Origin of the sequence: Actinoplanes sp. NPDC048796 (genome assembly GCF_040650035.1) — a bacterium.
GTDB lineage: Bacteria > Actinomycetota > Actinomycetes > Mycobacteriales > Micromonosporaceae > Actinoplanes.
Genome location: NZ_JBEZGO010000018.1, coordinates 50,937 through 77,381 on the forward strand (window position 1 = coordinate 50,937; position 26,445 = coordinate 77,381).

Sequence of the window (26,445 nt, forward strand, 5' to 3'; positions counted from 1 at the left end):
ACACCCGCCACCATCCCCGCTTCCCGCCGCGCCGCTTCCCGCCGCGCCGTTCGCAGCCGCGCCGCTTCCGGCCGCGCCGCTTTTGGCCGCGCTGTTGGCAGCCGCGCTGTTGGCAGCCGCGCTGTTGGCAGCCGCGCTGTTGGCAGCCGCGCTGTTGGCAGCCGCGCTGTTGGCAGCCGCGCTGTTGGCAGCCTCGCTGTTGGCGGCGCTCAGGAGCAGGAGCCGGCCCGTGGCGTGGATGTGCGCGGCCCGAGCGTCGGCGCTCGCCACGTCGACCGCCTCGGGCGTCTCGCCTTCGAGGCCGAGCAGCACCGCCTTGGGCGTGCCGTGCCCGTGCCCGGTAGCACCGAGCGAGCCGAACAGCTCCGCCCGCACGAGGGCGGTCCGCCCGATCAGCCCACTGGCGGCCAGCCGCAGCGCGAACATGCGGGCCGCGCGCATCGGGCCCACCGTGTGCGAGCTGGACGGCCCGATGCCCACGGAGAAGAGGTCGAACACAGAGACAGCCATGACGGCGTGAGGCTCCTCATCGAGGTCGGCCTCCCCCGCTCTGTCATGGGTGCCTGAGAGCTTCACCGCCCGCGAACGGGACGGCTTGCACCGTGGGCGCAGAACGCCGGCCGCGTCCTGACTTTCCAGAGTCGCCTGACCGCCGCGGTACCGGGGCCTGAGAGATTCTGAGGGAGAAGTTGCTCCTTCGGCGCCCCGCCAGCGCGGGAACTCTCCCGCAGCGGTTCGAACAGCGATGTTCGGTTGTGTCCCCCAAAGCTATCCGCCCCGCTCACCAAGGGTCAAGAACGCCCAGCTGAACGCCACCCGGGCTCTCAGCAGCCACCGCCTACGACATCCGCCGCACCAGCCGAGCACTGATGGCGCAATCAGCCCAGCCAAGCGGCCCGACTCGGGTCATGCCACTTCCGCCAGCATCCACCGATCGAGCGCCCCGCCTTTGCTCAGCACCGCCGCCCGCCTCGCCACCCTGTGCTCGAAGGCGCCGCGTGTTTGAAGGCCGTCGCCCGCCACCCTGTGCTCGAAAGCCGCCGTCCGCTTGAAGGCCGTCGCCCGCTGCCCTCGGCTCGAGGGCCGCCGCCAGCTGCTCGGGCCCCTGCCCCTCCGCCCCATCCCTGCCCCGCAGGCAGCAGTTCGCCGCTTCGTGAGCGTCCCCGGGATGCGCTCGGGCGCACACGCCGGAGGGCATCCTAGGAACCTGGGTCACTTCGGATCAGGCTTCTGGCGGGTAACCCGGACCCGCGGCAGCGACGGATGGGCCAGCGGAAGGGATGGGCCAGCGGCAGAGCGAAGGCGTCGGGCAGAAGGGCGCAACGCGAAACGGAAGAAGGCGGCGCGGAGCAGAAGCCGGAACGGGAGACGGCGGCGTGGAGCGGAAGGCGGAACGGGAGACGGCGGCGCGGGACGGAAGACATGGCGGCCGGCTCGATCGGGGATCGGGCCGGCCGCGCGGGACAAACGGGACCTCGGTCAGGCGGTGGTGCAATAGGTGGACTGCTTGCCGATCACCTTGTAGGGGCAGTCGGCGACCTCGGCCAGGAGCAGGGCCGCCTCCCTGTTGCGGGTCGTCTCCCGGGTGATGACGCTGGCCGGCGGGTAGAAGCCGCCGGCGGAGGCGCTGGTCGGGTACATCTCGAAGGTGTAGGCGAAGATCTTGTGGGTTCCCCACAGCCAGTCCAGCAGGTCGCCGTCCGTGACGTAGAGGTCGCTCGACTGTTCGGGCGTGTAGCGGTTGGTCGCCGCCATCTGGCGGCCGAACGTCGCGAACGTGTTGTTGTCGTCGGCCGTCATGCCTGTCGTCGTGTTGGCCGTGGTGTGGCCGAAGGGCCAGAGGACCAGTTCCGAGTACGTGTGGAAGTCCATCGCCGCGCGGATCTGCTGGCGGCCGCCCACCACTCGGCTGTTCACGAAGTCGCGGATCGCCCTGGTCTCCGGGGTCGAGAAGGCCGACGGGCCCCGGTACGTCAGCGACGACGGCGTACCCGAGGAACCGCCGCAGCAGCCCCACTTGTAGCCGTAGTTGCGGTTGGGGTCGGTGCCGACCGCCGACGAGCCGCTGTTGGGCTGGCGGTTCTTGCGCCACGAGCGGTAGCTGCCGGTCGCGATGTCGTATTCGGCGCCGTCCGGGTTGACCGAGGGCACGATCCAGATCTCGCGCGAGTTCACGATGTTGCGGATGCGGGTGTCCGAGGCGTACAACGACGTGAACAGTTTCAGCAGGTAGACCGCCATCTCCACGGTCAGGTGCTCGCGGGCGTGATGGTTGGCGTCGTACAGGACCTCCGGTTCCGCCTCGTCCGTACCGACGTTGTCGGAGATCTTCACGGCCACGATGTCGCGGTTCTCGTACGACTTGCCGATGACCCGCTTGCTGGCGATCGCCGGATAGGCGGCCACGGCCTGGTTCACCTCGGCGATCATCTCGCTGTAGTTGTGGTAGGGCGCGTCCGAGGGCGGGAAGTCCAGGGTTGTCAGCACCGGCTGCACGGTGAAGCCCTGCCGCTGGAGTTCGCGCACCTCACGGCCGGTCGCCGTGATCTCGGCGACGCCGTGCTGGATGGCGTCGACGGCGGCGCCGGTGCGGGCGATCGCGTTGCGCTGGGCCGCGGTCCGTACGTCGTACACCTCGAACTGCCCGGGGATCTCGGAGCCGGACGGGGCGGCCGAGACCGGCCCGGCGACGAGGAAGGCCGAGCCGAGCAGCACGAGCGCTGTCAGGAAGCCAAAGCGTCGTCTCATGCCTGTCAGCCCACCATCAGACATCGATTGACAGCAATGTCTACGGACATGCCAATCGATCCCTCTCCACCACGTGATGGTTAGGGTGATCAGGTGACGATGCTGCTCATGACATGTTCGTCTCGTTCGGCGCCGACGCGTTCGCGGCGCGCTCCCGGTGGGAACTCGGCGCGACCGGCGAGACGGTCCGGACCCGTACGGACCCGGCCACCACCGGCCTCACCCCGCAGGAGCGCCAGATCGCCCGGCGCGCCCGCGACGGGCAGACGAACGCGGAGATCGGCGCCGAGCTGTTCCTGAGTTCCCGTACGGTCGAATGGCACCTCCGCAAGATCTTCGGCAAGCTCGGCATCGCCGGCCGCCGCGAGCTAAAAGATGTCATCCAGTTCGGCCAATGCGTCCGCCGGCAGCTCGAGCGACGCCGCCGCCATGTTCTCGCGCAGGTGGGCGACCGAGGACGTGCCCGGGATGAGCAGGATGTTCGGCGCCTGGTGAAGCAGCCAGGCCAGGGCGACCGCGTTCCGCTTCTGCCCGAGCCGCGCCGCTACCCGGTCGAGCACCCCCGATTGCAGCGGGCTGAAGCCGCCCAGGGGCCAGAACGGAACGTACGAGATGCCCTGCTCGCCGAGGGTGGCGATCAGCTTCTCGTCGCCGCGGTGCGCGACGTTGTACCAGTTCTGCACGGTGACGACGGGCGCGATGTCCTGGGCCTCGGCCACCTGGGCCTCGTCGACGACGGACAGCCCCAGGTGCCGGATCAGGCCCGCGCGGCGCAGGTCGGCCAGCGCCCCGAACTCCTCGGCGATCGAGCCCGGCACCGGCGAGTGGCCGTCGGGGCCGCCGCCCACGCGCAGGTTGACCACGTCAAGGGCCTCGACACCGAGGGTGCGCAGGTTCGACTGCACCTGTTCGCGCAACTGGGAGGGCCGGCGGGCGTGCAACCAGGCACCGTCCTCGCCGCGCACCGAGCCGACCTTGGTGACGATCCGCAGACCGTCCGGGTACGGTGAGAGGGCTTCCCGGATCAGCTCGTTGGTGATGTGCGGGCCGTAGAAGTCGGCGGTGTCGATGTGGTCGACGCCCAGCTCGACCGCCGTCCGCAGCACGGCGATCGCCTCGTCGTGGTCGCGCGGCGGGCCGAAGACACCCGGACCGGCGAGCTGCATCGCTCCGTACCCCATGCGGTTGACCTCGAATGCGTTCATGGGGACCAGCTTGGCCTCGGGCCGGCCGGGCAATGAGAGCTCTGGCCATCCTAGGACCAGCAGGACCAGGGAAGCGGCGGGCCGGGCGTCTACCGTCGAGGCATGAGCGGCGACAATCTGATCGGCGACTTCCTCCGGGCCCGGCGGGCCCAGGTGCGCCCCGAGGACGTGGATCTGCACGTGACCGGCGTGCGCCGGGTGGCCGGGCTGCGCCGCGAGGAGGTCGCGATGCTGGCCGGGGTGAGCAGCGACTACTACCTGCGGCTCGAGCAGGGCCGCGACCGCAACCCGTCGATCCAGGTCCTCGAAAGCCTGGCCCGGGTGCTGCGGCTCGACGACGACGCCACCGACTACCTGATCGGCCTCGCGGCTCCGAAACCGAAACGCCGCCGGCGCCCGCGCCGCGAGGTCGTGCCGGCCGGCATCCGGGAGCTGCTGGGCACCCTGCCCGTGCCGGCCTTCGTCGAGGGCCGCTACTTCGACGTCCTCGCCGCGAACGACCTGGCCGTCGCCCTCTCCCCCCGGATGCGGGCCGGCGAGAACAGAATCCGGGCCGTCTTCCTCGACCCGGCCGAGCGGGCTCTGTTCCCCGGCTGGGACGAGGCCACGGCCATGCTCGTGGCCGCGTTCCGTGAGTCGGTCGGCACGGACACCGACGATCCGCGCTTCGTCGAACTGGTCGGCGAACTCTCCCTCGGCAGCGACCGGTTCCGGCAGCTCTGGGCCCGGCACGACGTGCACACCCGCGAGGGATCCACGACCGAGATCGATCACCCGCAGATCGGCCGCCTGACGCTGCGCCGCGAGAAACTGATCATCGCTGGGGCCACCGATCAGGTCCTGGCCGTCTACCACGCCACGCCGGGCAGCCCGAGCGCCGAGAAACTGGCCCTGCTGGCGTCGTCAACGCTCACCCGGCGCGAGAGCACCGGAAAGGTCCCGGCGTGAGGCCTTACTTGTCTCCGAGCAGGCGTGTGGCCAGCACCGCGGCCTGGGTGCGGCGTTCGAGGCCGAGCTTGGCCAGCATGCTCGACACGTAGTTCTTCACCGTTTTCTCGGCCAGGAACATGCGGGAGGCGATCTCACGGTTGGTCAGCCCCTGCGCCACGAACTCGAGGATCTTGCGTTCCTGGTCGGTCAGGCCGGCCAGCTCGCGCGGCTGCTCGACGCCGTTGCGGATGCGCTCGAGGACCCGCTGGGTGACGGCCGGGTCGAGCAGCGACTGCCCGGCCGCGACGCGGCGCACGGCGTCGACCAGGTCGGTGCCGCGGATCTCTTTCAGCACGTAACCGGACGCGCCGGCCATGATGGCGGCGAACAGGGCCTCGTCATCCTCGTACGACGTCAGGATCAGGCCTTTGATCGACGAGTCGACCGCCCGGACGTCGCGGCACACGTCGATGCCGTTGCCGTCGGGCAGCCGCGCGTCGAGCACGGCCACGTCCGGGCGCAGCGCCGGGATGCGGCGGGCGGCCTCCTGAGCGGACCCGGACTCGCCGACCACCTCGATGTCACCGCCGGCCTGCAGGAGGTCGATGAGGCCACGGCGGACGACCTCATGGTCGTCGAGAAGGAAGACTCGGATCACACGTCATTCCTACCGTGCCGCCCCGTGACACACCAAGGGCCTTAGGACCCTAGTCTGACCGTCATGGCCGAGAGCACCCCTGACCTGCCGTCCCTCGGGCTTCGCCCACTTTCCCGCGTACGGCTGGACGAGCTCCTGAAGGAGATGCTGGACCGCGTCGGCGAGGTGATGACCAGCCGCGAGCGCCTGCGCGCCCTGCTCGACGCGGTGGTCGGCATCGGCACCGACCTCGATCTGCGCAGCACCCTGCAGCGCATCGTCGAGTCGGCCTGCGCCCTGGCCGGCGCCCGTTACGGCGCGCTCGGCGTGCTCAACGCCGACCGGTCGGGCCTGTCCGACTTCATCACCCACGGCATCGACCCGGTGACGCACGCCGCGATCGGCGACCTGCCGCACGGCCGCGGTGTCCTCGGCCTGCTGATCACCGACCCGCATCCGGTGCGGCTTCCGGACATCACCCGGCATCCGAACTCGTACGGTTTCCCGCCGCACCATCCGCCGATGCACAGCTTCCTGGGCGTGCCCGTGCGTACCCGGGACCAGATCTTCGGAAATCTCTATCTGGCCGAGAAGCAGGGCGCCGAGCAGTTCTCCGACGACGACGAGGAGATCGTCGTCGCGCTCGCCGCCGCCGCCGGCGTGGCCATCGACAACGCCCGCCTGTTCGCCCTGGCCCGCCGCCGCGAACGCTGGCTGGCGGCGGCCGCCGAGATCACCGGTGTGCTGCTCGGCACGGTCCGCCGCACCGAGGCCCTGCGCCTGATCGCGCGCCGCGCCCGCGAGGTGGCCGACACCGAGCTGGCGATGGTCCTGCTCTACGACGAGCAGGCGGCCCGCTACACCATCGAGGCCGCCGACGGCCGGAGCCCGGACTGCCGGAGCCTGGAGGGCCGCGCGGTGGCGGCCGACCTGTCGGGCCACGACACGATCGCCGATCTGGCCGTCGCCGCCGACTGGCCCGGCCCGGTCCCGTCGGGCCCGGCCCTGGCCGCCCCGCTGGCCGCCGCGGGTTCCCGCCGGGGTGTCCTGATCGTGACTCAGCCCGCCGACCGGGCCCCCGACGCCGAGGACGCGGTCCTGCTCTCGACCTTCGCCGGTCAGGCCGTGCTGGCCCTGGACCGGGCCCGGGCCCAGGAGGAACGCGAGCAGCTGGTGGTCCTGGAGGACCGCGAGCGCATCGCCCGCGATCTGCACGACGTGGTCATCCAGCGCCTGTTCGCCACCGGCATGCAGTTGCAGGGTGCGGTGGCGCACGCCGGCCGCCCCGAGGCCGTGAGGCGCATCAACGCCGCCGTGGACGACCTGGACGCCACCATCCGCGACATCCGCCGCTCGATCTTCGAGCTGCGGGCCCCCGCCGGCCCCTCCCTGCGCACGGAGATCAACACGACGGTCCAGGAGGCGGCCGAGACCCTGGGCTTCCGCCCGGTGCTGGACACGACGGGCCCGGTCGACAGCGCCGTCCCCGACGACGTGGTCCCCGAGCTTCTGGCCGTGCTGCGCGAGGCTCTGGCCAACGTGGCCCGCCACGCCCAGGCCACCAGCTGCCGGGTCTCCCTGCGCGCCACCGGCGACGAGGTGATCCTGCAGATCGAGGACGACGGCATCGGCTTCGACCCGGCCCTGGCCCGGGGCGGCCTGGCCAACATGTCCGACCGGGCCCAGGACCTGTCGGGTTCGTTCGAGGTGACCGGCGCCCCGTCCGGCACCGGCTCCCTGCTGACCTGGCGCGCCCCGCTGTAGGAGGTCCGGTCAGGCGGGCTCGCGGACGCCGCCCTCGTCACCGTCGTCGGGCATCGGTTCGACGGGCGCTTCCGGCAGGTCCTCCGGCGCGTCCGGCAGCAACTCGCCGGGGTCGTCGGGCACGGGCTCCCCCGGGTCGATGGGCGGGTAGTCGTCGGGATTGAGATCCGGCTGCGTCATGGGCCTCTGGTACCCCGGCGGCGGTTCTCCTTACACCGGTCTCCTCACACCGGCAGCGGCATCGGGGCTTCGGCGGCGGCCAGGTCGATCACGCGGTCGACCTGGGTGGCTATGTCGGTGCGGTGGGTGATCAGGAGGACCGAGCGGTCGCCGGCGGCGGTCAGCAGGTCGTGGGTGAGGGCGGCCGCGGTCTCGTCGTCGAGGTGTTCGGTGGGCTCGTCGAGGATCAGCACGCGGAAGTCGGCCAGCAGGGCCCGGGCCAGGGCCAGGCGACGGCGCTGCCCGCCGGACAGGGCCAGGCCGTGCTCGCCGACGAAGGTCTCCACACCGTCGGGCAGGGTGTCCACCCAGTCGAGCAGGCGGGCGCGGGCCAGGGCCGCCCGCAGATCGGCCTCGGTGGCGGCCGGGCGGCCGACGCGCAGGTTGGCCGAGATTGTGGTGTCGAACAGGTAGGCGTCCTCGGGCAGGTAGCCCACGACGCGCCGCACCTCGTCCGGGTCGAGGTTCCGCAGGTCGAGGCCGTCGAGCGTGATCCGCCCGGCCGTGGGGTCGAGGAAGCGGACCAGCAGCGCGGCGATCGTGCTCTTGCCGGAGCCGCTGGGGCCGACCAGCGCCACTCGGGCTCCGGCGGGCAGGTCGAAGCTGACATCCCGTACGGCGGTCCGGCCGCGCACCCAGGAGGCGCTGACGCCCTGGACGCTGATCGCGGGTGGCGTGGCGGCGGAGGGCAGGTGGGCGGGGGCATCCGGGACGGTGATGGGGTCGGGGGCACTGAGGATCTCGGCCAGCCGGGTCAGCGCGGCCCGGGCGGCGGCGAAGCGCTGGGCGGCGACCGGCAGACCGGCGACCGACTCGTAGACGGCGAGGGGCGTCAGGACGACAACGGCGAGCAGTTCGCCGTGCAGGCTGCCGGAGCGGACGGCCACGGCGCCGGCGGCCAGGCCGACGATCAGGCTCAGGCCGGTGGCCAGGGCCGTCACCGCGGCCGAGGCGCCGGCGGCGGCGGAGGAGCGCTGCTCCGCCCGGCGCAGGCGGGTGTCGGCCTCGTTCAGGCGGGCCAGCTGGGCGGGTGTGGCGCCGTACGCGATCAGGTCGGGCAGGCCGTGCAGCAGGTCGACGGTGGCGGTGGCCAGGTCGCCGCGCAGGGGCGCGAGGCGGCCGTCGGCGCGGCGGGCGGCGGCGGACTGGAGCAGGGGTACGCCGACGGCCACGGCCAGCAGGCCGAGGGCGAGCGCCGCTCCGGCGACCGGGGACAGCGCGCCGACGAGCAGGACCGATCCGAGGCCGACGACGGCCGCGACCGTGTACGGCAGGACGACCCGGACGAGCATGTCGAGCACCGCGTCGACGTCGGCCGCGAGGCGGTGGGCCAGGTCGGCGCCACGGAAGCGGGCCGTGCCGGCGGGGGCGAGCGCGGCCAGCCGGTCGAACAGGCGCACGCGCAGCCGGCCCAGCACGCGCAGGGCGGCGTCGTGGCCGGCGAGGCGTTCGGCGTACCGGAAGACGCCCCGGCCGATGCCGAAGGCCCGGACCGCGACGATGGCCACCATCAGGTGCAGCACCGGCGGGTGGAGGGCGGCCCGCGAGATCAGCCAGGCCGAGGTGGCCATCAGGCCGACCGCGGCCCCGGCCGCGCCCACGCCGGCCAGCACCGCCAGCAGCAGCCCGGGCGCGGCCGGCCGCGAGGCGGTGCGGAGCAGCTTGAACCAGGTCATAGGACACCGTCCGAGGTGAGCCGCGCCGCGCCCGAGATGAGCCGGGTGTTGCCGGAGGTGTAGCCCGCGGCCGGCGCGGTGGCGGTGGCCAGGGCGCCGGCCGGGATGAGGTCGATGACGCGGTCGGCCAGGGCGATCAGCTCGGGCCGGTGGGCCGCGATCAGGACCGTGCGGCCGTGGGCCAGACGGCGGATGGCGGTCATGACCTCATCGGCGGTGGCCGTGTCGAGGTTGGCCGTGGGCTCGTCGAGCAGCACGATCGGCGCGTCCCGGAGGAAGGCCCGGGCCAGGGCGATCCGCTGGCGCTGCCCGGCCGACAGCCCCGTGCCGTCGTCGCCCAGGACCGTGTCGTAGCCCCGCGGCAGCCCGAGGATGAAGTCGTGGGCCCCGGCGCTGCGGGCCGCGGCGACGACGTCGGCGCCCGGGCCGGCGCCGAGCGCGATGTTGTCGCGTACGGTTCCGGCGAACAGGTGTGGCCGCTGCGGCACCCAGGCGATCCGCGAGCGCCACCCGGCCGGGTCCACCGACGTCAGGTCGGCGCCGCCGACCGTCACCCGGCCCGCGCCGGGGGTGGCGAAGCCGAGCAGCACGTTCAGCGCCGTGGACTTGCCGCAGCCGCTGGGGCCGGTCAGCGCCACGATCTCGCCCGGCTCGATGACCGCGTCGAGCCGCAGCGCGTCGCTGTCGCGGTACCGGACGACGACGTCCTCGAAGGCGATCGGGCCCTCCGGCGCGGGCGCCGTGGCGGGCGGGGCGACCGGGCTGTCGAGGATCTCGAAGGCGTCCGCGGCGGCGGCCAGGCCCTCGGCGCTGGCGTGGTAGTTGGCGCCGACCTGGCGCAGCGGCAGGTACGCCTCGGGGGCCAGGATGAGCACGAGCAGGGCCGTGGCCAGGTCGAGGCGGCCGTCGACCAGGCGCAGGCCGATGCCGACCGCGACCAGCGCCACCGACAGGGTCGCCAGCAGTTCCAGGACCAGCGATGACAGGAACGCGATGCGCAGCGTCCGCATCGTCAGGCGCCGCTGGTCGTCGCTGATCCGGCGGATCGTGGCGGCCTGGGCGCGGGCCCGGCCGAACAGTTTCAGCGCCGGCAGGCCGGCGATCACGTCGAGGAAGTGGTGCGACAGCCGGGTGAGCAGCGTGAACTGCCTGCGGTTGGCGCTCTCGGTCTGCAGGCCGACCAGCGCCATGAAGACCGGGATGAGCGGCAGCGTCAGCACGATCGTCACGGTGGCGACCAGGTCGGCGGGCAGGATCCGGGCCAGCACGATCGCCGGGACGAGCCCGGCCAGGACGAGCTGCGGCAGGTAGCGGGCGAAGTACGCGTCGAGGGCGTCCAGGCCCCGGACGACCAGGGTGACCGCCGCCCCGGTGTCAGCCGTCCCGGGACGCTCGGCGAGGCGGCCGAGCAGGGCCCGGCGCAGCTCGCTCTTGACCGAGGCCGACGAGCGGGCCGCCACCGCCTCCTGCGCCCAGGAGACCGCGGCCCGGCCCGCGACGACCAGGGCCAGCCCGATCAGCGTGGCCCGCAGGTCGGCCAGGCCCGCGCCGTGCAGGAAGACCGCGGTGATCCCGTCGGCCAGCAGCGTCGCCTGGGCCACGATCAGCCCGGCCAGGGCGGCGCCCAGGACGACCGTGACCACCAGGTAGGCCCGGGTGGTCCGGGCGTACCTGAGCAGCCGCGGATCCAGCGGCTTCACGCCGGGATCTTTTCGACGGAGAGGCGCTTGCGGAACACCCAGTACGTCCAGCTCTGGTACAGCAGCACGAACGGGGTGCAGCCGACAGCGACCCAGGTCATGACCTTCAGGGTGTACGGCGAGGCCGACGCGTTCGTGACGGTCAAACTGTTGGCGTCGGCGATCGAGGACGGCATCACATTCGGGAACAGCGTCACGAACAGCGCGAACACCGCCAGCACCAGGGTGGCCGCGGTGGCCAGGAACGCCCAGCCCTCGCGCCGGGCCCGGATGGCCGGGATCGCGGCCAGCAGCGACACCGCGGCGGCGGCCATCAGGATCCAGCCGGCCACGTCGTGGTGGGCGATCGCCGTCCAGAGCAGGAACCCGGCCGCGACCACGACCGCCGGCCCGATCAGCCGGGCCGCCAGCCGGCCGGCCCGTTCCCGGATCTCGCCGTCGGTCTTGAGGGCCAGGAAGACCGCGCCGTGCAGCGTGAACAGCGCCAGCGTGGTCAGGCCGCCGACCAGGGCGTACGGGTTGAGCAGGTCGAAGAAGCCGCCGACGTATTCGTGGTCGGCGTCCAGCCGTACCCCGCGCACGATGTTGCCGAAGGCGACGCCCCACAGCACGGCCGGGATCCAGCTGCCGGCGATGATGCAGAGGTCCCAGCGGCGGCGCCAGCGGTCGTCGTCGCGCTTGCCCCGGTACTCGAAGGCGACCCCGCGGATGATCAGAGCGGCCAGGATGAGCAGCAACGGCAGGTAGAAGCCGGAGAACAGGGTGGCGTACCACTCGGGGAACGCGGCGAAGGTGGCGCCGCCGGCGACGATCAGCCACACCTCGTTGCCGTCCCAGACCGGGCCGATGGTGTTGATGAGCAGGCGGCGTTCGCGGTTGTCGCGGCCCAGCACGGGCAGCAGGATGCCGACGCCGAAGTCGAAGCCCTCGAGCAGGAAGTAGCCGGCCCACAGCAGCGCGATGAGCGCGAACCAGACAGTCGTGAGTTCCATCAGGGCCCCTACTAGTAGGCGAAAGCTAGTGGACGGTCGTCCTCGGAGGAGTCCGAGTCGGAAGGTGGTGGGATCTCGGGGGCGCCGGCCCGGGCGTACTTGAGGAAGAGCCCGGCCTCGACGACCGCGAGCACGCCGTACAGCGCGGTGAGCGTGATCAGTGAGGTCGCCGCCTCGCCGGTGCTGACCGACGGGGAGACGCTCTCGGACGTCTTGAACAGGCCGAACACCGTCCACGGCTGGCGGCCCATCTCGGTGAAGATCCAGCCGAACGAGTTCGCCGCGAGCGGCCCGCCGAACGAGAGGATGACGGCCAGCCACAACCACCGGTTCGTCGGTGTCCGGCCCTTGCGCATGGCCCAGAGCGCGGCCAGAGCGACCGCCATGGTGGCGATGCCGAAGCCCATCATCAGGCGGAACGACCAGTACGTGACGGGGATCGAGGGCGCGTACTCGCCGGGTCCGTACTTCTGTTCGTACTCGGCCCGCAGGTTGTCGATCCCCTCGACCTCGCCGTCGAAGGTGCCGGTGGCCAGGAACGAGAGCAGCGAGGGGATCCGTACGCTGTAAAGCTCCTCCTCGCCGTTGAGCGAGCCGATGGTGAAGATGGAGAAGCTGGCGGGCTGCGAGTTCTGGTACAGGGCCTCGGCGGCGGCCATTTTCATGGGCTGCTGCTCGGTCATGATGCGTGCCTGCTGGTCGCCGGTGATGAGCACGCCGACGCCGGCGATCAGCACGACCCAGGCGCCGAGCTTCAGGCTGGGCCGGAAGACGTCCACCTGGTTCTTGCGCTTGAGGTGCCAGGCGCTGACCGCCATGAGCACCGCGCCGCCGGTGAGGAAGCACGCGGTGATCGTGTGCGGGAACGTCACCAGGGTGGTCGAGTTGGTGAGCAGCTGCCAGATGCTGGTCAGCTCGGCCCGGCCGGTCTGCTCGTTCATCGTGTAGCCGACCGGGTGCTGCATCCACGAGTTGGCGGCCAGGATGAAGTACGCCGAGAGCAGCGTGCCGATCGCGGCGGCCCAGATGGTCGCGAGGTGCACCTTCTTGGGCAGCCGGTCCCAGCCGAAGATCCACAGGCCGAGGAACGTCGACTCGAGGAAGAAGGCCAGCAGGCCCTCGATGGCGAGCGGGGCGCCGAAGACGTCGCCGACGAAGCGGGAGTAGTCACTCCAGTTCATCCCGAACTGGAACTCCTGCACGATGCCGGTCACGACGCCGATCGCGAAGTTGATCAGGAAGAGCTTGCCCCAGAACTTGGTGGCCTTGAGGTAGTGCTCCTTACCCGTACGGACCCAGGCGGTCTGCAGGCCGGCGACGAGCACCGACATACCGATGGTGATCGGCACGAACAAGAAGTGGTACACGGTGGTGATGCCGAACTGCCATCGGGCAATGTCGAGCGTGTCCACGGGCTGGTCCTTTCCACGGATGCGTCGATCCTTTCGATCGCCGGCGCTCCCGCGGGAGGGTCTAAAGTCCTATGGCCGCACCTACTTAAGTACTGGGAACAGACCTTGCGAGCCAGGACTTTCGGCTCTCCCGGGATCGGCGGCGGCGCGCGAGAGTGATGGGCATGACAACGCCGCTCGAGAAAGCCGCACAGGCCGCCCAGCACGCCCCGTCCGTCTTCAACACCCAGCCCTGGTCGTGGCGCCTGACCGGCGACACGCTGGAGCTGAGGGCCGACGAGGACCGCCAGCTCGGCACGGTCGACCGGGACGGCCGGCTGCTGCTGCTCAGTTGCGGCGCGGCGCTGCACCACGCCCGGATCGCCCTGGCCGCGGCCGGCTGGGCCGCCACCGTCGAGCGGTTCCCGGGCGGCGGCGCGCTGGCCCGGATCCGGATCGGGCCGGCCGTGCCGGCCGACCCGGAGGCGCAGCGCCTGGCCGACGCGATCCCGCGGCGGCGCACCGACCGGCGGGCCTTCGGCGAGCGGGAGGTGAGCGAGGCCGAGCTGACCAAGCTGCGGCGCTTCGTCGAGGCCGAGGGGGCGTACCTGCATCTCGTGCGCACCGACCAGATCGCCCAGCTCGCCATCTCGGCCGAGCTGGCCGGCGACGCCGAGCTCGACGACCCGGAGTACCGGGCCGAGCTCGACCGCTGGACCAGCCGGCCCGAGTTCACCGGTGACGGTGTGCCTGCCTCGACTGCTGTCGAGCCGGGGCTGCGCCGGGTGCCGGTGCGCGACTTCGCCCCGGGCGGCGAGGCCGGCCTGGCCCCGGGGGCCGAGCACGACCAGGGCGCCGCCTACGTGGTGCTGTTCGGCCAGGACACCCGGCCGGTCGACCTGCTGCGCGGCGGTGAGGCGCTGTCGGCCCTGCTGTTGCTGGCCACCGCCGACGGGCTGGCCACGGCGCCGATCAGCGACGCCATCGAGGTCGAGTGGCCACGCCAGCTGGTGGCCGGGCTGCTGGCCGGGGTCGGCGAGCCGTACCTGGTGGTGCGGCTGGGCTACCCGGCCGAGTCGGCGCCCCTGCCGCCGCGGCCGCGTCGCGACGTGCGCGACGTCATCACCATCATCGAGTGAAGAGCGGGGAGTGACACGGTGTCCGCCTACGACGAAACCGACCTGCGCCTGGCCGCGACGGCCGGGATCCGGGCGCCCTCGATCGGCAACAGCCAGCCCTGGCTGTTCCGGCTCGACGGTGGCGCCATCGAGGTGCGCACCGACCCCTCCCGGCGCCTGCACCACCTCGACCGTGACGGCTGGGCGGCCCGCCTGGCCTGCGGCGCGGCGACCTTCAACGCCCGCCTGGCGCTGGCCTGGGCCGGGCACCCGGCCGAGGTGCGCCTCGCCCCCGACCCGCACGATCCCGGGCTGGTCGCCCGGCTGAACCCCGGGGCGCCGAGACCGCCGACGTACGCCGAGGCCGAGCTGCACGCCGCGATCGCGCGCCGGTACAGCAACCGGGGGCCGTTCTGGCCCGACCCGGTGCCGGCCGACGTGCGGGCCCGGCTGATCGCCGCCGCCCGTGAGGAGTCGGCCTGGCTCGACCTGCTGGTCGGGATGACGGCGATCGGGGCGTTCGCCGAGGTCGCCCGCTCGGCCGACCGGGTGCTCCGGCGCGACGCCGGCTACCAGGCCGAACAGGCCTCGTGGACGCATGCCGAGGCCGCGGCCGACGGCATTCCGGTCATGGCCGGGGCGCCGCTGGCCGAGCCGCAGGACCTGCTGCCGCAGCGGTTCTTCAACGACCGGCGGCGGGTCGCGGGCCGCGACTACGAGCCGGAGCCGCTGGTCGGCATCCTGGGCGTGGCCGGGGACCGGCCGGCCGATCAGATCCTGGCCGGCGAGGGGCTTCAGCGGGTACTGCTCACCGCGACCGCGTCGGGGCTGGACACGTCGATGATCAGTCAGCCGATCGAGGTGCCGGCCGCCCGCGAGCAGTTACGCCGGTCACTGGGCCGCTACGGCTGGCCGCAGATCGTCGTCCGCTTCGGCTACGGCTCGCCGGGGCATCCGACGCCCCGGCGCGATGTGACGGAGGTGATCTAGGCCCGGCCGGTGACGTTCCACGGCATCTTTTGTGGGATCCTCACAAAGCATCTCGTCTGCCATGCACGATGCGGGCATAGGTTACCCGGCGGTAATCGGACAGGGTAGAGGTCAGGTGCAGGCGGCGCTCCGGGACCCGGACGTCGCCTTCTGCGCGTAAGTGGTGCTGGGAGGCTCAACCGGTGTTCAGTCGTGTCGCAATCGTCAACCGCGGAGAGGCCGCGATGCGGCTCATCCACGCCGTCCGGGATCTGTCCGCCGAGACCGGCGCGCACATCGAGACGGTCGCGCTCTACACCGACGCCGACCGGAACTCGACCTTCGTGCGGGAGGCCGACGTCGCGTACAACCTGGGCCCCGCCTCGGCCCGGCCCTATCTCGACCTGGCCGTTCTCGAGCGGGCGCTGCTCGCCACCAAGGCCGACGCGGCCTGGGTGGGCTGGGGCTTCGTGGCCGAGGACCCGGCGTTCGCCGAGCTGTGCGACAAGATCGGCGTGACCTTCGTGGGGCCGAGCGCCGAGGCGATGCGCAAGCTCGGCGACAAGATCGGCGCGAAGCTGATCGCCGAGGAGGTCGGCGTCCCGGTCGCTCCGTGGAGCCGCGGCGAGGTGGCCACCCTCACCGACGCGCTGCGGGCCGGTGACGAGATCGGCTACCCGCTCATGCTCAAGGCCACCGCCGGTGGTGGCGGCCGCGGCATCCGCATGGTCGCCTCGGGCGCCGACCTGGCCGACGCGTACGAGCGGACCAGCCAGGAGGCCCTGCGCGCCTTCGGCTCCGGTGTCGTCTTCCTGGAGCGCCTGGTCACCGGCGCCCGCCACGTCGAGGTGCAGGTCATCGCCGACGGGCAGGGCACCGCCTGGGCCCTGGGCGTGCGCGACTGCTCGGTCCAGCGGCGCAACCAGAAGATCATCGAGGAGTCGGCCTCGCCGGTGCTCGGGCCCGAGCAGACCGCCGAGCTCAAGAGGAGCGCCGAGCGGCTCGCCGTCAAGGTCGGCTACCGGGGCGCCTGCACGGTCGAGTTCCTCTACCACCCGGGCGAGAAGCTGTTCGCCTTCCTCGAGGTCAACACCCGCCTGCAGGTCGAGCACCCGATCACCGAGATCACCACCGGCACCGACCTGGTCCGGCTCCAGCTGCACGTGGCCGGCGGCGGCCGTCTCGAGGGCCCGCAGCCGGCCGAGTCCGGGCACGCCGTCGAGGCCCGGCTCAACGCCGAGGACCCCGACCGCGACTTCGCCCCGGCGCCCGGCCGCATCGCCCGGCTCGCCCTGCCGGCCGGCCCGGGTATCCGGGTCGACACCGGTGTCAGCGAGGGCGACACCATCCCGGCCGACTTCGACTCGATGATCGCCAAGATCATCGCGTACGGGGCGGACCGGGAGCAGGCGCTGGGCCGGCTCCGCCGGGCCATGGCCGAGACCACCGTCATCATCGAGGGCGGCGCCACCAACAAGAGCTTCGTGCTCGACCTGCTCGACCAGCCCGAGGTGATCGAGGCGACCGCCGACACCGGCTGGATCGACCGTGTCCGGGCCGAGGGCCGCCTGGTCAGCCACCGCCACTCGGCCATCGCGCTGGCCGCGGCCGCCATCGAGGCGTACGAGGACGAGGAGGAGGTCAGCCGGCAGCGGCTGCTCGCCACCGCGCACGGCGGCCGCCCCCAGGTCCAGCACGACACCAGCCGCCCGCTCGACCTCAAGCTGCGCGGCACCTCGTACAAGGTCTCCGTGGCCCGGGTCGGCCAGCGGCGTTTCCGGGTCGGCGTCTCGGCCGGCGGCGACGTGCACTCGGCCGACGTGGTGCTCGAGCGCTTCGACGAGCACAGCGGCCAGGCCCTGGTCAACGGGCGCCGCTTCCGGCTGGTCACCGCCACGCACGGCCCGATCCACCTGGTCGAGGTCGACGGCGTCACCCACCGGGTCAGCCGCGACGAGGGCGGCGTGGTCCGCTCCCCCGCCCCGGCCCTGGTCGTGGCGACCCCGCTCGCCGTGGGCGACGAGGTCGAGGCGGGCGCGCCGATCCTCGTACTCGAAAGCATGAAGATGGAGACGGTGCTCCGGGCGCCGTTCCACGCCCGGGTGCGCGAGTGCCCCGTCTCGGTCGGCAGCCAGGTCGAGACCGGAGCGCCGCTCATGCGCCTGGAGCCGCTCGGCGACGGCGACGAAGAGCAGACCGGCAGCGGCGCGGACGTCAAGATCGACCTGCCGGCCGCGCCCGAACACAGGCCCGCGGCCGACCGGGCGCTGGAGCACCTGGCCGACCTGCGCAGCATGCTGCTCGGCTTCGACGTCGACCCGCAGAGCCGCAAGCGCGTGCTCGGCGGCTACCTGGCGGCCCGGGCCGAGCTGGGCGGCCGGCCGCTGCCGGGCGAGCTCGACCTGCTCACCGTCTTCGCCGACCTGCTCGAGCTCAGCCGCAACAAGGGCGACGCCGACGCCGAGCCGGGCAACGCGGTGCACAGCCCCCGCGAGTACTTCCACAGCTACCTGCAGAGCCTCGACGCCGAGCGGGCCGGTCTCACCGAGGCCTTCCAGGCGAAACTCGAGGCGGTGCTGGCCCATTACGGCGTGAGCGGGCTCGACCGTACGCCGGAACTGGAATCCGCCGTCTTCCGCGTCTTCCTGGCCCAGCAGCGGATGCCGGCCGAGGCCGCCGTCGTCTCCGAGCTGCTGCGCCAGTGGCTGGCCGGGTCGCCGCCGGCCGAGCCGCTGGCCGAGCGGGCCGGACTCGTGCTCGAACATGTCGTCTCGGCCACCCAGGTGCGCTTCCCGGCCGTGTCCGACCTGGCCCGCGGCGTGGTGTTCCGCTGGTTCGCCCAGCCGCTGCTGCGCCGCAACCGGGCCCGGGTCTACGCCGAGGTCCGCGACGACCTGCGCCACCTCGACGCCCACCCGCAGGCGCCGGACCGGAACGAGCGGATCCAGTCGATGGTGGCCAGCTCCGAGCCCCTGGTCCGGCTCATCGGGCAGCGCATCGGCCGGCCCGGGCGCGACCACGCCCCGCTGCTGGAGGTCTTGACCCGCCGCTACTACAGCAACCGGGCCCTCACCGAGTTCACCGCCCACGACGTCGACGGCGTCCGGTTCGTCACCACCGAGCACACCGGCCCGCGCGGCCTGACCAAGGTGGTCGCCACCGCCGTCGACATCAGCGCCCTGCCGAGCGCCCTCGAAGCGATCAAGGATGCCCAGGTCGCCGACATCTACGTGAAGTGGGAGGACCAGCCCGACGCGGACGCCATCGCGGCGCGACTCTCGGAGACGCTCTCCCCGCGGACGCTGAAGGGACGCCGAGTCACGATCACCGTGGCCGGCAGCAGCGGCGTCATGCACCACCACTTCACGTTCCGCCCCGACGAGAGCGGCCAACTGGTCGAGGACCGGCTGATCCGCGGCCTGCACCCGCAGATCGCGCAGCGCCTGCAGCTCCAGCGGCTGCGCGAGTTCCACCTCACCCGGCTGCCCTCGGCCGACGAGGAGATCTACCTGTTCAAGGCGGTCGCCCGCAGCAACCCGGCCGACGAGCGGCTGATCGCGATGGGCCAGGTCCGCGACCTGACCCCGCTGCGCGAGGCCGACGGCCGGCTGGTGGCGCTGCCGGCCGTCGAGGACGCGATCACGGCCGGCCTCGACGCGATCCGCAACATCCAGGCCCAGCGCCCGCAGAACAAGCGGTTCGACACCAACCGCATCTTCTTCTACATCTGGCCGACCACCGAACTGTCGGCCGACGAGCTGAACGCCCTCGTCCAGCGCATCCTGCCGACCACCGTCGGCGCCGGCCTGGAGGAGGTCGAGTTCCTGGCCCGGCAGCGCACGTCGAGCGGCGAGCTCACCGAGGTCTCGGTGCGCATCACCCTCGAGGCGGGCGGCGCCAAGCTGCAGGTCGGCGAGCCCACCACCGACGTCGTGCAGCCCCTCGACGACTACCGGCAGAAGGTGCTGCGGGCGGCCCGGCGCGGCAACACCTACCCGTACGAGCTGACCGGCATGCTCGGCGACTTCGTCGAGTATGACCTCGTTGACGGCAAATTGGAGAAAACAGACAGGCCTCGGGGGCGTAACACGGCGGCCATCGTCGCCGGTGTGGTGACCACGAAGACCGAGCGCTACCCCGAGGGCGTCACCCGCGTGCTGCTGCTCGGCGACCCGACCAAGTCGCTCGGCTCGCTCGCCGAGCCCGAGTCGGCCCGGGTCATCGCCGCGCTCGACCTGGCCGAGCGGATGCGGGTGCCGCTGGAGTGGTACGCCCTGTCGGCCGGCGCCAAGATCTCGATGAGCTCCGGCACCGAGAACATGGACTGGGTGGCGGCGGCGCTCAAGCGGATCGTCGAGTTCACCCAGGCCGGTGGCGAGATCAACATCGTGATCGCCGGGATCACGGTCGGCGCCCAGCCGTACTGGAACGCCGAGGCCACCATGCTCATGCACACCAAGGGTGTGCTGGTCATGACGCCCGACTCGGCCATGGTGCTCACCGGCAAGCAGTCGCTCGACTTCTCCGGCGGCGTGTCGGCCGAGGACAACTTCGGCATCGGCGGCTACGACCGGGTGATGGGCCCCAACGGCCAGGCGCAGTACTGGGCCCCCGACCTGGCGGGCGCGCGCGACGTTCTCATGGCCCACTACGACCACACGTACGTCCTGCCGGGCGAGACCGGGCCGCGCCGCGCGCGGAGCGACGACCCGGCGGACCGGGACGTGTCCTCGTTCCCGCACACGTTCGCCGGCAGCGACTTCACCACGGTCGGCGAGATCTTCTCGGCCCAGCACAACCCGGACCGCAAGAAGCCCTTCGACATCCGTACGGTGATGCGCGCGCTGGCCGACCAGGACCACATGGTCCTGGAGCGGTGGGCCGGCATGGCCGACGCCGACACGTCGGTCGTGCAGGACGTCCACATCGGCGGGTGGCCGGTCTGCCTGGTCGGCATCGAGTCCCGCTCGGTGCCGCGCCGGGGCTTCCCGCCCACCGACGGCCCGGACACGTACACCGCGGGCACGCTGTTCCCGCGCTCGTCGAAGAAGACCGCCCGCGCCATCAACGCCGCGTCCGGCAACCGGCCGCTGGTCGTGCTGGCCAACCTGTCCGGCTTCGACGGCTCACCCGAGTCGATGCGGAAACTCCAATTGGAGTACGGGGCGGAGATCGGCCGGGCGATCGTCAACTTCGAGGGCCCGATCGTCTTCTGCGTCATCTCCCGCTACCACGGCGGCGCGTTCGTGGTCTTCTCGAAGGCCCTGAACCCGAACATGACGGTCCTGGCGCTGGAGGGCTCGTTCGCCTCGGTGCTCGGCGGCGCCCCGGCGGCCGCCGTCGTCTTCTCGGGCGAGGTCAACAACCGCACGGCGACCGACCCGCGGGTGGTCGACCTCCAGGCGCGGGTCTCCGGCGCCACCGGGGCCGAGCGGGCGGCGCTGAACTCGCGGCTGGCCGAGCTCCAGGCGTCGGTCCGGGCCGAGAAGGTGAGCGAGGTGGCGGCCGAGTTCGACCGGGTCCACAGCATCCAGCGGGCGGTCCAGGTCGGCTCGGTGGACGCCATCATCAGCACGGCCGAGCTGCGGCCGCGCATCATCGAGGCCATCGAGCACGGCCTCAAGCGCTGACAGTTCGGGGGGCCTTGAGCAAGGCCCCCCGGCACCTCACGCGCGCGGCGGCCAGACGCGGTCCGCTTGTGCCCGGGCCACGCGCCGGCGCGTACGCCAAGGGAAGTAAGCCGCGAGAAGACCGGCCAGAATCAGCACCGCGCCGGCAATGATGACGCGCGGCGAGTTGAAGAAATTGGTCGACCGGTTCGTGATGCCGTCGTCGGTGACGAACTGCTCCGGGTGAGCCGGGTCGTACTTGATCTGCAGGGCCGGGTGGGTCGCCGGGTCGCAGTCGCTCGCGTCGGAGCAGGCGATCCGCGCGTCGTACTGCTTGTCGCCGATCCAGTACCGCAGCAGCGCCTGGGCCTGGCCGACCAGCGACGCCTCCTCGTAGTCGAGCAGGACGGCGTTGACCTCCGTGCCCTTGCTCTGCAGGCGATCGGCCTGGGCCGCGTCCTCGCGCTTGACGACGATGCCGCCGATCAGCAGCGCCAGGCCGGCCGCGACCAGAACCCCGGCGGTCACGTAGACGAGCACCTTGCCGCGCGCGTTCGGGTGCGAGGGGTCACCGCTGGACATCCGTCGTTCCTCCTGATTCGGTGGGGTGGGCGGGATGACTGTAGCGACCTCACCTGTGCGGCTTCAGCCACCGGGCCGTCGCCCGGACGATCCCGGGCATCGCCGGGTCGCCGGCGATCTCGTCCAGCAGCCGCCGATGCCCGTCGGTGCCGATGCCGTACGTGACGCCGTGCCGCACATGCCCGTCCCCTTGCCGGGCCAGAACGAGACGCCACTGTCGCTCGGTGAAGCTCCCACCGCAGTGCGGCATGGCCCAGGCCGCGGCCCGGCGCACCGCGAGGTCATGGCCGGGACCGGTCAGGAGATCGAGGAGCAACGGCCGGTGTACGCCGGTACCGAGCATCGTCATGGTCTGCAGCGCCCGGGCCGGGTCGGGCTCGCCGGCGCTCCCCAGCCGGGCGGTCGCCTCGGCGGCGACCCGTCGTCCCTCGGCGGTGACGGTCTCTTCCGCTTCCCGGGTGTACGCGCGGGTGGCCGCCCCAGCAAGCGGGCGGCCTCACCGGACGCGCCGGTCTGTCCCAGCAGGAGGGACAGCCGCTCCCATTGATCACCCCGGAAGTGCCCGTTCTCGATCTTCCGGACGGCCGCGAGCAGCGCACCCTGATGATGCCGGTCGCTGTCCGGCGACTCCAGCTGCTTGAGGACGTACGCGTTGGCGACCGGATCCGCCGTCACGTCCAACAGGGACAGCGGCTCGATCACGGCCGGCCGGTGAGGGTCCTCGACCAGGTCGACGCATGCCTCGATGAGGTGCGGGCCGGCCGCCGGATGCTCGAGGAGCCGGCTGGCCGCCTCCTGCCGTTGCAGCCATCCGGTGCCCTCGTTGACGACCAGGTCGGCGAGCAGCTTCTCGCCGATCTCCCGCCACAGGCCGGACGGGTGCAGCATCAGGCCGGGCCGCTCGCCGGCCAGGTCGGTGAGCTCGCCCCACTGCGGTCCGGTACGCCTCGGCGAACGCCCGCCCGCTGCGCAGCTCCCCGTCCGTGCCGAACCGCCGGTTGGCCCTCAGCAGCCAGGCGACGTAGTCGGCCCCGGTCAGCGTCACCGGTCTTCCCGCGCGGCCGGCCCACGCCGATGGCGCGGCACGACCTCCGGCGCCGTGCGGATCTCCACGATCGCCGGCCCGGTCCGAAGCGCCGCCCGCGCCACGCCGGCCACGTCATCGGCGCTGCCGACCCCGGCGCCGCCCGGGTTGAGCAGGAACAGCGTCAGATCCAGGCCGGTGAGTTCGCCGGCCGGGGTCAGGTCGCCGTCGAAGACGACCACCTTGCGTCCGGGGGACGCCAGGGCGGCGCCGATCGCCAGCGGCAGGGCCCGGCTCTCGGCGGCGATGAAGCGGCCCTCGCGGGGACGGGCGATGAGCGCGCACGCGAACGCCTCGCACCGGCCGCCACCCACCACCACGACGGCGTCGGCCGGGATGAGCTCATCGATCGTGGCCAGCGCCCGCCTGGGGTCGACCGTCCCGGCCGGGATCGGCGGCGCGTGGTCCCGCAGATCCTCCCGCCAGCACTCGGCGGCCGATCCGACCGGCGTGAACCACGGCGGCCGCCGGGTCGCGGCGTCACCGAGCAGGGCCAGGATCTCCGCCGCGTCGCCGTCACCGGTCGCCGACCGCGCCGTTCCGAAGGCCAGCACCAGGTCGGCCGCGCGGAGCACCCGCTCGGCGGCCGGGTGGGCCAGGTCGCCGGCCAGCCCCAGGTCCTGCGCGTGGCCGTCGAACAGGCCCTTGGCACCGAGCGTGGTGGCCAGGGCGGCTCCGGTGCGCTCGGCCAGAACCCGTACCAGATAAGCACTGTCCGTCGCCTGAAGGCCCCGCCCGGCCAGGAGCACGGGCCGCTTCGCGCGGGCCAGCACCGCCGTCAACCGGCGGGCCACCGCCGCGTCGTCGCCCACCGGCAGACCGATGCGGGGCCGGGGCGCCGGCAGCTTCACCGCGCCGACCCGCACCGGCGCGGCCAGCAGGTCCGGGCCGACACCGACCACCACCGGCCGCAGCCGGTCGGCGGCCAGGCTCAGCGCGTCGGCCAGCACCGCCGCCGGGTCCTCACCGGGCCACATCCGGCGGTACGCGCTCACCTCGTGCTCCACGGCGGCCGCGATCAGCACGACCGCCGACCGGTTCCGCGAGGCCAGCCGCAGCGACGACACCACCTCGCTCAGCCCCAGCCCGTGCGGCACCGAGCAGATGCCCGGCCGGCCGGTCGCCCACGCGTACCCCTCGGCCATCGCCACCGCCGCGCTCTCGTGGTGGGCCGGCACCACCTCGACGCCGCGCTCGCGCAGGGCGAACAGCAGGGCCGCGTTGTCCTCACCCAGCAGGGCGAAGACATGGGTACGGCCACTGGAGAGGATCGCCTCGGCGAAGGCCTGCGCGTGGGTGGAACCGGCCATCGATCTCCCTTGGATCTCGCAGCCCACGGGCGTCTCGTCGAAGGCAAGAAGGATAGCCTCTCCCGAACGGGGACACGAGCGGCGATCATGTATCGTCCCGCCCGTGGGCGACGCTCTCGAACGGCTGATCACGGCGGGTTCCCCAGCTCTGGCTCCCCATTCCCCGGCGCCGGGCCCGCTCGCGGCGCTGCACGACCGCAAGAACGGCTTCTACGCCTTCGAGTCCGCCCTGCTGGTCCGCCCGGTCTCCGCGCCGGCGGCCCCGGTCCTGGACGTGGCCGCCTGGAACTCCCGCCGGTTGTGGGGCGCCGTCTACGGCGCCACCCTGGACGGCGTCACCTTCTTCGCCGAGGACGTGTTCGGCGGCCAGTTCGGCCTGCGCGGCGACGAGGTCGTCTCGTTCAACCCCGAGACCGGCGAGCTCGAGCACCTGGCGCCCTCTCTCGAGGCCTGGGCCACCGAGATCATCGACGACCACTCGGTGATGACCGGCCGTCCCCTGGCCCACGAGTGGCAGCTGAAACACCGGCCGCTCTCCCCCGGCGAGCGCCTGATCCCGGTGGTCCCCTTCGTGCTGGGCGGCGAGTACGCGGTGGACAATCTGCGCCCGATCACCGACGTCGAGGCGATGCGGGTGTACGGCGACCTCTACAAGGTGACCTCCTGAGATGCCCCGGCGGCCCCTGATCATCGCCGCGATCCTGGCCTGGTCGCCGCCGGCTGCGTCACGATGGCGCTGCCGGCTTTCGGCGGCGCGATCGGCCTGCTGAGGCTGGGCGCCGCCCTGGACAGCTCGTCGATCACCGGCGAGACGATGGTGACGATGTTCCTGCCCAGCATCCCGATCGCGATAGCGGCGAACGTGCCGGCCGAGCTTGTCGTCATCCCGGGCCTGCTGATCTTCGCGGCCCTGCTACTGGCGGCGTTCGGCTCGCGCCTTCACGTGCGCCGCGCGCCGGGTCAAGAGCTTGCTGAGGTACGGCCGTAGCACCACCCGGGACACGATCGCCCCCAGCGGCCCGAGCGGCGCGACGACCGTCATCGAGTCGGTCATCCGGGTCCGGCCGTCGCCCAGTTCCTCGAACCGGTGCTCGTGCCGCAGCGACCGGAACGGGCCCCGCGTCTGCTCGTCGACGAACCGGTGCGGCCGCTCGTAGGCGGTGACGCGGCTCGTCATCCGCCACCACAGGCCGAAGTGACGGGCGCGGAACGTCACCTCGTCGCCCGGCCCGAGCCGGCGGCCCCCGCCGGCCGTGGTCGCGGTCTCCCCGCTTCCGGCCAGCGACGCGGCGTGCACGTCCACGTCGAGCTCCAGGTCGAACACGATGGCCGGCGCCGCGTCGATCACCGTCACGACCTCGATCACGGCTCCAGTATTCTCCCCTGGCTTCCGATCTGTGGCAGGGGTGGCATGAACGAGGATCCGCCGGCGATCGCGGCCGGGCTCACCGAGCTGGACGACGTGACCGGGGTGTGGGCCGTCGCCGACCGGCGTCTCGCCGCCGGGGACGCGGCCTTCGTGGCCGACCTGGGCATCGCGGTGTGGCGGCGGCACGGCCAGGACACCCCGCCGCCGTGGCAGTACCGCAGCGTCTTCGACCGGACCCTGCGCCTGCTCAGCCTGAACCCGGGAACGCTCGACCAGGCCCTGCGCCTGATCCGGGTGACCGCCGCGCGGCGCCAGACCCGGTACGCGGCCTCGCTGCTCGCCTCCGCCCACTCCGCGGGCACCCTGCTGCCGGCGGTCGACGCCCACGGCAGCGAGGAGCTGCGCGCCTGCGTCCGCCAGGAACTGATCCTGCGCGGCGCCGAGGTGTGGTACCCCGGGCACCATCCGCTGGCCTGGCTTCCGCCGGCCCTGACGCCCTTGGAGGGCCGGCCCGGCCTCCCCCACTACACCCTGACCGGCGGCAGCCGCGACCTGGCTAATCTGGCCGTGGCCCCAGCCCGTAAGCGCGGCACCGCCAAGCCCGCCCGCGAGACCACCACCGAGGCCGAGGCCGCCGCCATAAGCACCGCGGTCGCCAACTGGGCCGAATCCTCCAACGGCCGCGTCGAGGCGCGGACCTTCGCCCTCGACGACGGCCTCGACGGCCTCCCCGCCACCCTGGCCGCCCTCGGCCTGGCGAGCTACCGCAAGCCGAAGAGCAACCCCGGCCCGTGCACCGCGACCCAGGCCTGGCAGCAGCTCTTCCTCGCGGCCTCGGGCGGCGGCGCCTACAACGGCGGCGACTACGGCGCGTACGGCCGCCTGTTCGCCTGGCAGTCGGTGGCCGCCCTGATCGGCGCCCCACCGGACGCCCCGGCGGCCGACGTGGAGGCTCTGGCTCACGCCGCCGCCTGGCACTCCTTCGCCGGCGCGAGCAAGTGGTTCGACCGGGTCGCCTGGGATCTCGGCCTGTCCGTCGTCTCCCCGGACCGCCGGCGCCTGGCCGTGCTGGCCGCCACCGACACCGACTGAGGCGGTCGGCTTCCCGACGCTGCGCAGCCGTTGGCGCGTGCCGAGGAGTG

At 72.6% G+C, this 26,445-nt stretch carries 20 protein-coding genes, 3 pseudogenes and 1 riboswitch; of the genes and pseudogenes, 9 read left to right on the plus strand and 14 right to left on the minus strand.

Annotation, left to right across the window (positions count from 1 at the left end; all coding sequences use genetic code 11):
• Positions 1 to 210 precede the first annotated feature (210 nt).
• Both AB0C26_RS40685 and AB0C26_RS40690 read right to left on the minus strand, forming a co-directional pair.
• A pseudogene (locus tag AB0C26_RS40685) lies at positions 211 to 510 on the minus strand (serine dehydratase beta chain); the annotation flags it as partial.
• A 135-nt stretch (positions 511 to 645) separates the two neighbouring features.
• A riboswitch (glycine riboswitch) is annotated at positions 646 to 738 on the minus strand.
• Between the two features lie 753 nt (positions 739 to 1,491).
• Positions 1,492 to 2,772, minus strand: a pseudogene (locus tag AB0C26_RS40690) (M14 family metallopeptidase); the annotation flags it as partial.
• Between the two features lie 89 nt (positions 2,773 to 2,861).
• On the opposite strand from AB0C26_RS40690, the pseudogene AB0C26_RS40695 reads away from it, so the two are divergent.
• A pseudogene (locus AB0C26_RS40695) lies at positions 2,862 to 3,059 on the plus strand (LuxR C-terminal-related transcriptional regulator); the annotation flags it as partial.
• Between the two features lie 57 nt (positions 3,060 to 3,116).
• Here AB0C26_RS40695 and AB0C26_RS40700 read toward each other — a convergent pair.
• Entirely contained in the window at positions 3,117 to 3,953 is an 837-nt protein-coding gene (locus AB0C26_RS40700) for an oxidoreductase (protein ID WP_360259083.1), read from the minus strand.
• A gap of 102 nt (positions 3,954 to 4,055) precedes the next feature.
• Here AB0C26_RS40700 and AB0C26_RS40705 point away from each other — a divergent pair, with 102 nt between their 5' ends.
• On the plus strand, positions 4,056 to 4,901 hold the full coding sequence (locus tag AB0C26_RS40705; protein ID WP_360259086.1) for a helix-turn-helix transcriptional regulator: 846 nt from the start codon (positions 4,056 to 4,058) through the stop codon (positions 4,899 to 4,901).
• Positions 4,902 to 4,905: 4 nt separating this feature from the next.
• On the opposite strand, the gene AB0C26_RS40710 is transcribed toward AB0C26_RS40705, so the two are convergent.
• Positions 4,906 to 5,541 (minus strand): response regulator transcription factor, encoded by a 636-nt coding sequence (locus AB0C26_RS40710; protein ID WP_097328517.1) that lies wholly within the window; start codon positions 5,539 to 5,541, stop codon positions 4,906 to 4,908.
• Between the two features lie 63 nt (positions 5,542 to 5,604).
• Between AB0C26_RS40710 and AB0C26_RS40715 the strand changes: the two genes are divergently transcribed.
• Positions 5,605 to 7,284, plus strand: coding sequence for a GAF domain-containing sensor histidine kinase (locus AB0C26_RS40715; protein WP_360259089.1), 1,680 nt, complete (start codon positions 5,605 to 5,607; stop codon positions 7,282 to 7,284).
• Between the two features lie 9 nt (positions 7,285 to 7,293).
• Here the strand turns inward: AB0C26_RS40715 and AB0C26_RS40720 are convergent, their stop codons facing one another.
• Genes AB0C26_RS40720 through AB0C26_RS40740 form a run of 5 tightly spaced genes read right to left on the minus strand, consistent with a single transcriptional unit; the run spans position 7,294 to position 13,283 of the window.
• Positions 7,294 to 7,464 carry a hypothetical protein gene (locus tag AB0C26_RS40720; protein ID WP_360259092.1) on the minus strand — a complete coding sequence of 57 codons (171 nt, stop codon included), beginning with the start codon at positions 7,462 to 7,464 and terminating at the stop codon, positions 7,294 to 7,296.
• Between the two features lie 44 nt (positions 7,465 to 7,508).
• Complete coding sequence (gene cydC / locus AB0C26_RS40725; RefSeq protein ID WP_360259094.1) at positions 7,509 to 9,179, minus strand: thiol reductant ABC exporter subunit CydC; 1,671 nt, start codon at positions 9,177 to 9,179, stop codon at positions 7,509 to 7,511.
• Positions 9,176 to 10,879, minus strand: coding sequence for a thiol reductant ABC exporter subunit CydD (gene cydD, locus AB0C26_RS40730; protein ID WP_360259096.1), 1,704 nt, complete (start codon positions 10,877 to 10,879; stop codon positions 9,176 to 9,178). Before cydD ends, cydC begins: the two co-directional genes overlap by 4 nt.
• Positions 10,876 to 11,871 carry a cytochrome d ubiquinol oxidase subunit II gene (cydB, locus tag AB0C26_RS40735; RefSeq protein ID WP_097328520.1) on the minus strand — a complete coding sequence of 332 codons (996 nt, stop codon included), beginning with the start codon at positions 11,869 to 11,871 and terminating at the stop codon, positions 10,876 to 10,878. Before cydB ends, cydD begins: the two co-directional genes overlap by 4 nt.
• Positions 11,872 to 11,882: 11 nt before the next feature.
• Positions 11,883 to 13,283, minus strand: a complete 1,401-nt coding sequence (locus AB0C26_RS40740; RefSeq protein WP_360259099.1) for a cytochrome ubiquinol oxidase subunit I — start codon at positions 13,281 to 13,283, stop codon at positions 11,883 to 11,885.
• A gap of 164 nt (positions 13,284 to 13,447) precedes the next feature.
• On the opposite strand from AB0C26_RS40740, the gene AB0C26_RS40745 reads away from it, so the two are divergent.
• The 3 genes from AB0C26_RS40745 to AB0C26_RS40755 all read left to right on the plus strand — a co-directional run bounded on the left by AB0C26_RS40745 (position 13,448) and on the right by AB0C26_RS40755 (position 20,979).
• On the plus strand, positions 13,448 to 14,401 hold the full coding sequence (locus AB0C26_RS40745) for an Acg family FMN-binding oxidoreductase (RefSeq protein ID WP_360259101.1): 954 nt from the start codon (positions 13,448 to 13,450) through the stop codon (positions 14,399 to 14,401).
• 18 nt (positions 14,402 to 14,419) lie between these two features.
• The gene (locus tag AB0C26_RS40750) at positions 14,420 to 15,370 is read left to right on the plus strand and encodes an Acg family FMN-binding oxidoreductase (protein WP_360259103.1); all 951 of its coding nucleotides are present in this window, start codon (positions 14,420 to 14,422) and stop codon (positions 15,368 to 15,370) included.
• Positions 15,371 to 15,552: 182 nt separating this feature from the next.
• Complete coding sequence (locus AB0C26_RS40755) at positions 15,553 to 20,979, plus strand: biotin carboxylase N-terminal domain-containing protein (RefSeq protein ID WP_360259105.1); 5,427 nt, start codon at positions 15,553 to 15,555, stop codon at positions 20,977 to 20,979.
• Positions 20,980 to 21,015: 36 nt separating this feature from the next.
• On the opposite strand, the gene AB0C26_RS40760 is transcribed toward AB0C26_RS40755, so the two are convergent.
• The 4 genes from AB0C26_RS40760 to AB0C26_RS40775 form a co-directional block, all read right to left on the minus strand.
• Positions 21,016 to 21,540 (minus strand): hypothetical protein, encoded by a 525-nt coding sequence (locus tag AB0C26_RS40760; protein WP_360259107.1) that lies wholly within the window; start codon positions 21,538 to 21,540, stop codon positions 21,016 to 21,018.
• A gap of 49 nt (positions 21,541 to 21,589) precedes the next feature.
• Positions 21,590 to 21,889 (minus strand): hypothetical protein, encoded by a 300-nt coding sequence (locus tag AB0C26_RS40765; RefSeq protein WP_360259110.1) that lies wholly within the window; start codon positions 21,887 to 21,889, stop codon positions 21,590 to 21,592.
• A complete protein-coding gene (locus AB0C26_RS40770) occupies positions 21,886 to 22,428 on the minus strand; it encodes a hypothetical protein (RefSeq protein WP_360259112.1) in 543 nt (180 codons plus the stop codon). The genes AB0C26_RS40765 and AB0C26_RS40770 overlap by 4 nt, the downstream gene beginning before the upstream one ends.
• 153 nt (positions 22,429 to 22,581) lie before the next feature.
• Positions 22,582 to 23,934 carry a thiamine pyrophosphate-binding protein gene (locus AB0C26_RS40775; protein WP_360259114.1) on the minus strand — a complete coding sequence of 451 codons (1,353 nt, stop codon included), beginning with the start codon at positions 23,932 to 23,934 and terminating at the stop codon, positions 22,582 to 22,584.
• Between the two features lie 103 nt (positions 23,935 to 24,037).
• Between AB0C26_RS40775 and AB0C26_RS40780 the strand changes: the two genes are divergently transcribed.
• Together AB0C26_RS40780 and AB0C26_RS40785 are read left to right on the plus strand one after the other, a co-directional pair.
• Positions 24,038 to 24,601: a hypothetical protein gene (locus AB0C26_RS40780; RefSeq protein ID WP_360259117.1), complete on the plus strand. Its 564-nt coding sequence runs from the start codon at positions 24,038 to 24,040 to the stop codon at positions 24,599 to 24,601.
• A 63-nt stretch (positions 24,602 to 24,664) separates the two neighbouring features.
• Positions 24,665 to 24,922: a hypothetical protein gene (locus AB0C26_RS40785; protein WP_360259119.1), complete on the plus strand. Its 258-nt coding sequence runs from the start codon at positions 24,665 to 24,667 to the stop codon at positions 24,920 to 24,922.
• On the opposite strand, the gene AB0C26_RS40790 is transcribed toward AB0C26_RS40785, so the two are convergent.
• The gene (locus AB0C26_RS40790) at positions 24,848 to 25,300 is read right to left on the minus strand and encodes an SRPBCC family protein (protein WP_360259121.1); all 453 of its coding nucleotides are present in this window, start codon (positions 25,298 to 25,300) and stop codon (positions 24,848 to 24,850) included. The two genes, AB0C26_RS40785 and AB0C26_RS40790, sit on opposite strands and share 75 nt — an antisense overlap.
• 45 nt (positions 25,301 to 25,345) lie before the next feature.
• On the opposite strand from AB0C26_RS40790, the gene AB0C26_RS40795 reads away from it, so the two are divergent.
• Positions 25,346 to 26,395 carry a DUF6183 family protein gene (locus AB0C26_RS40795; protein WP_360259123.1) on the plus strand — a complete coding sequence of 350 codons (1,050 nt, stop codon included), beginning with the start codon at positions 25,346 to 25,348 and terminating at the stop codon, positions 26,393 to 26,395.
• Positions 26,396 to 26,445: the final 50 nt, after the last annotated feature.

Bases quoted from the DNA above. Each gene is read 5' to 3' on its own strand.
- AB0C26_RS40765 (WP_360259110.1), bottom strand. From the start codon at position 21,889: ATGACGATGCTCGGTACCGGCGTACACCGGCCGTTGCTCCTCGATCTC.
- AB0C26_RS40715 (WP_360259089.1), top strand. From the start codon at position 5,605: ATGGCCGAGAGCACCCCTGACCTGCCGTCCCTCGGGCTTCGCCCACTT.
- AB0C26_RS40705 (WP_360259086.1), top strand. From the start codon at position 4,056: ATGAGCGGCGACAATCTGATCGGCGACTTCCTCCGGGCCCGGCGGGCC.
- AB0C26_RS40795 (WP_360259123.1), top strand. From the start codon at position 25,346: ATGAACGAGGATCCGCCGGCGATCGCGGCCGGGCTCACCGAGCTGGAC.
- cydC (WP_360259094.1), bottom strand. From the start codon at position 9,179: ATGACCTGGTTCAAGCTGCTCCGCACCGCCTCGCGGCCGGCCGCGCCC.
- AB0C26_RS40700 (WP_360259083.1), bottom strand. From the start codon at position 3,953: ATGAACGCATTCGAGGTCAACCGCATGGGGTACGGAGCGATGCAGCTC.
- AB0C26_RS40775 (WP_360259114.1), bottom strand. From the start codon at position 23,934: ATGGCCGGTTCCACCCACGCGCAGGCCTTCGCCGAGGCGATCCTCTCC.
- cydB (WP_097328520.1), bottom strand. From the start codon at position 11,871: ATGGAACTCACGACTGTCTGGTTCGCGCTCATCGCGCTGCTGTGGGCC.
- AB0C26_RS40760 (WP_360259107.1), bottom strand. From the start codon at position 21,540: ATGTCCAGCGGTGACCCCTCGCACCCGAACGCGCGCGGCAAGGTGCTC.
- AB0C26_RS40720 (WP_360259092.1), bottom strand. From the start codon at position 7,464: ATGACGCAGCCGGATCTCAATCCCGACGACTACCCGCCCATCGACCCG.
- AB0C26_RS40770 (WP_360259112.1), bottom strand. From the start codon at position 22,428: ATGCTGCACCCGTCCGGCCTGTGGCGGGAGATCGGCGAGAAGCTGCTC.
- AB0C26_RS40745 (WP_360259101.1), top strand. From the start codon at position 13,448: ATGACAACGCCGCTCGAGAAAGCCGCACAGGCCGCCCAGCACGCCCCG.
- AB0C26_RS40785 (WP_360259119.1), top strand. From the start codon at position 24,665: ATGGCGCTGCCGGCTTTCGGCGGCGCGATCGGCCTGCTGAGGCTGGGC.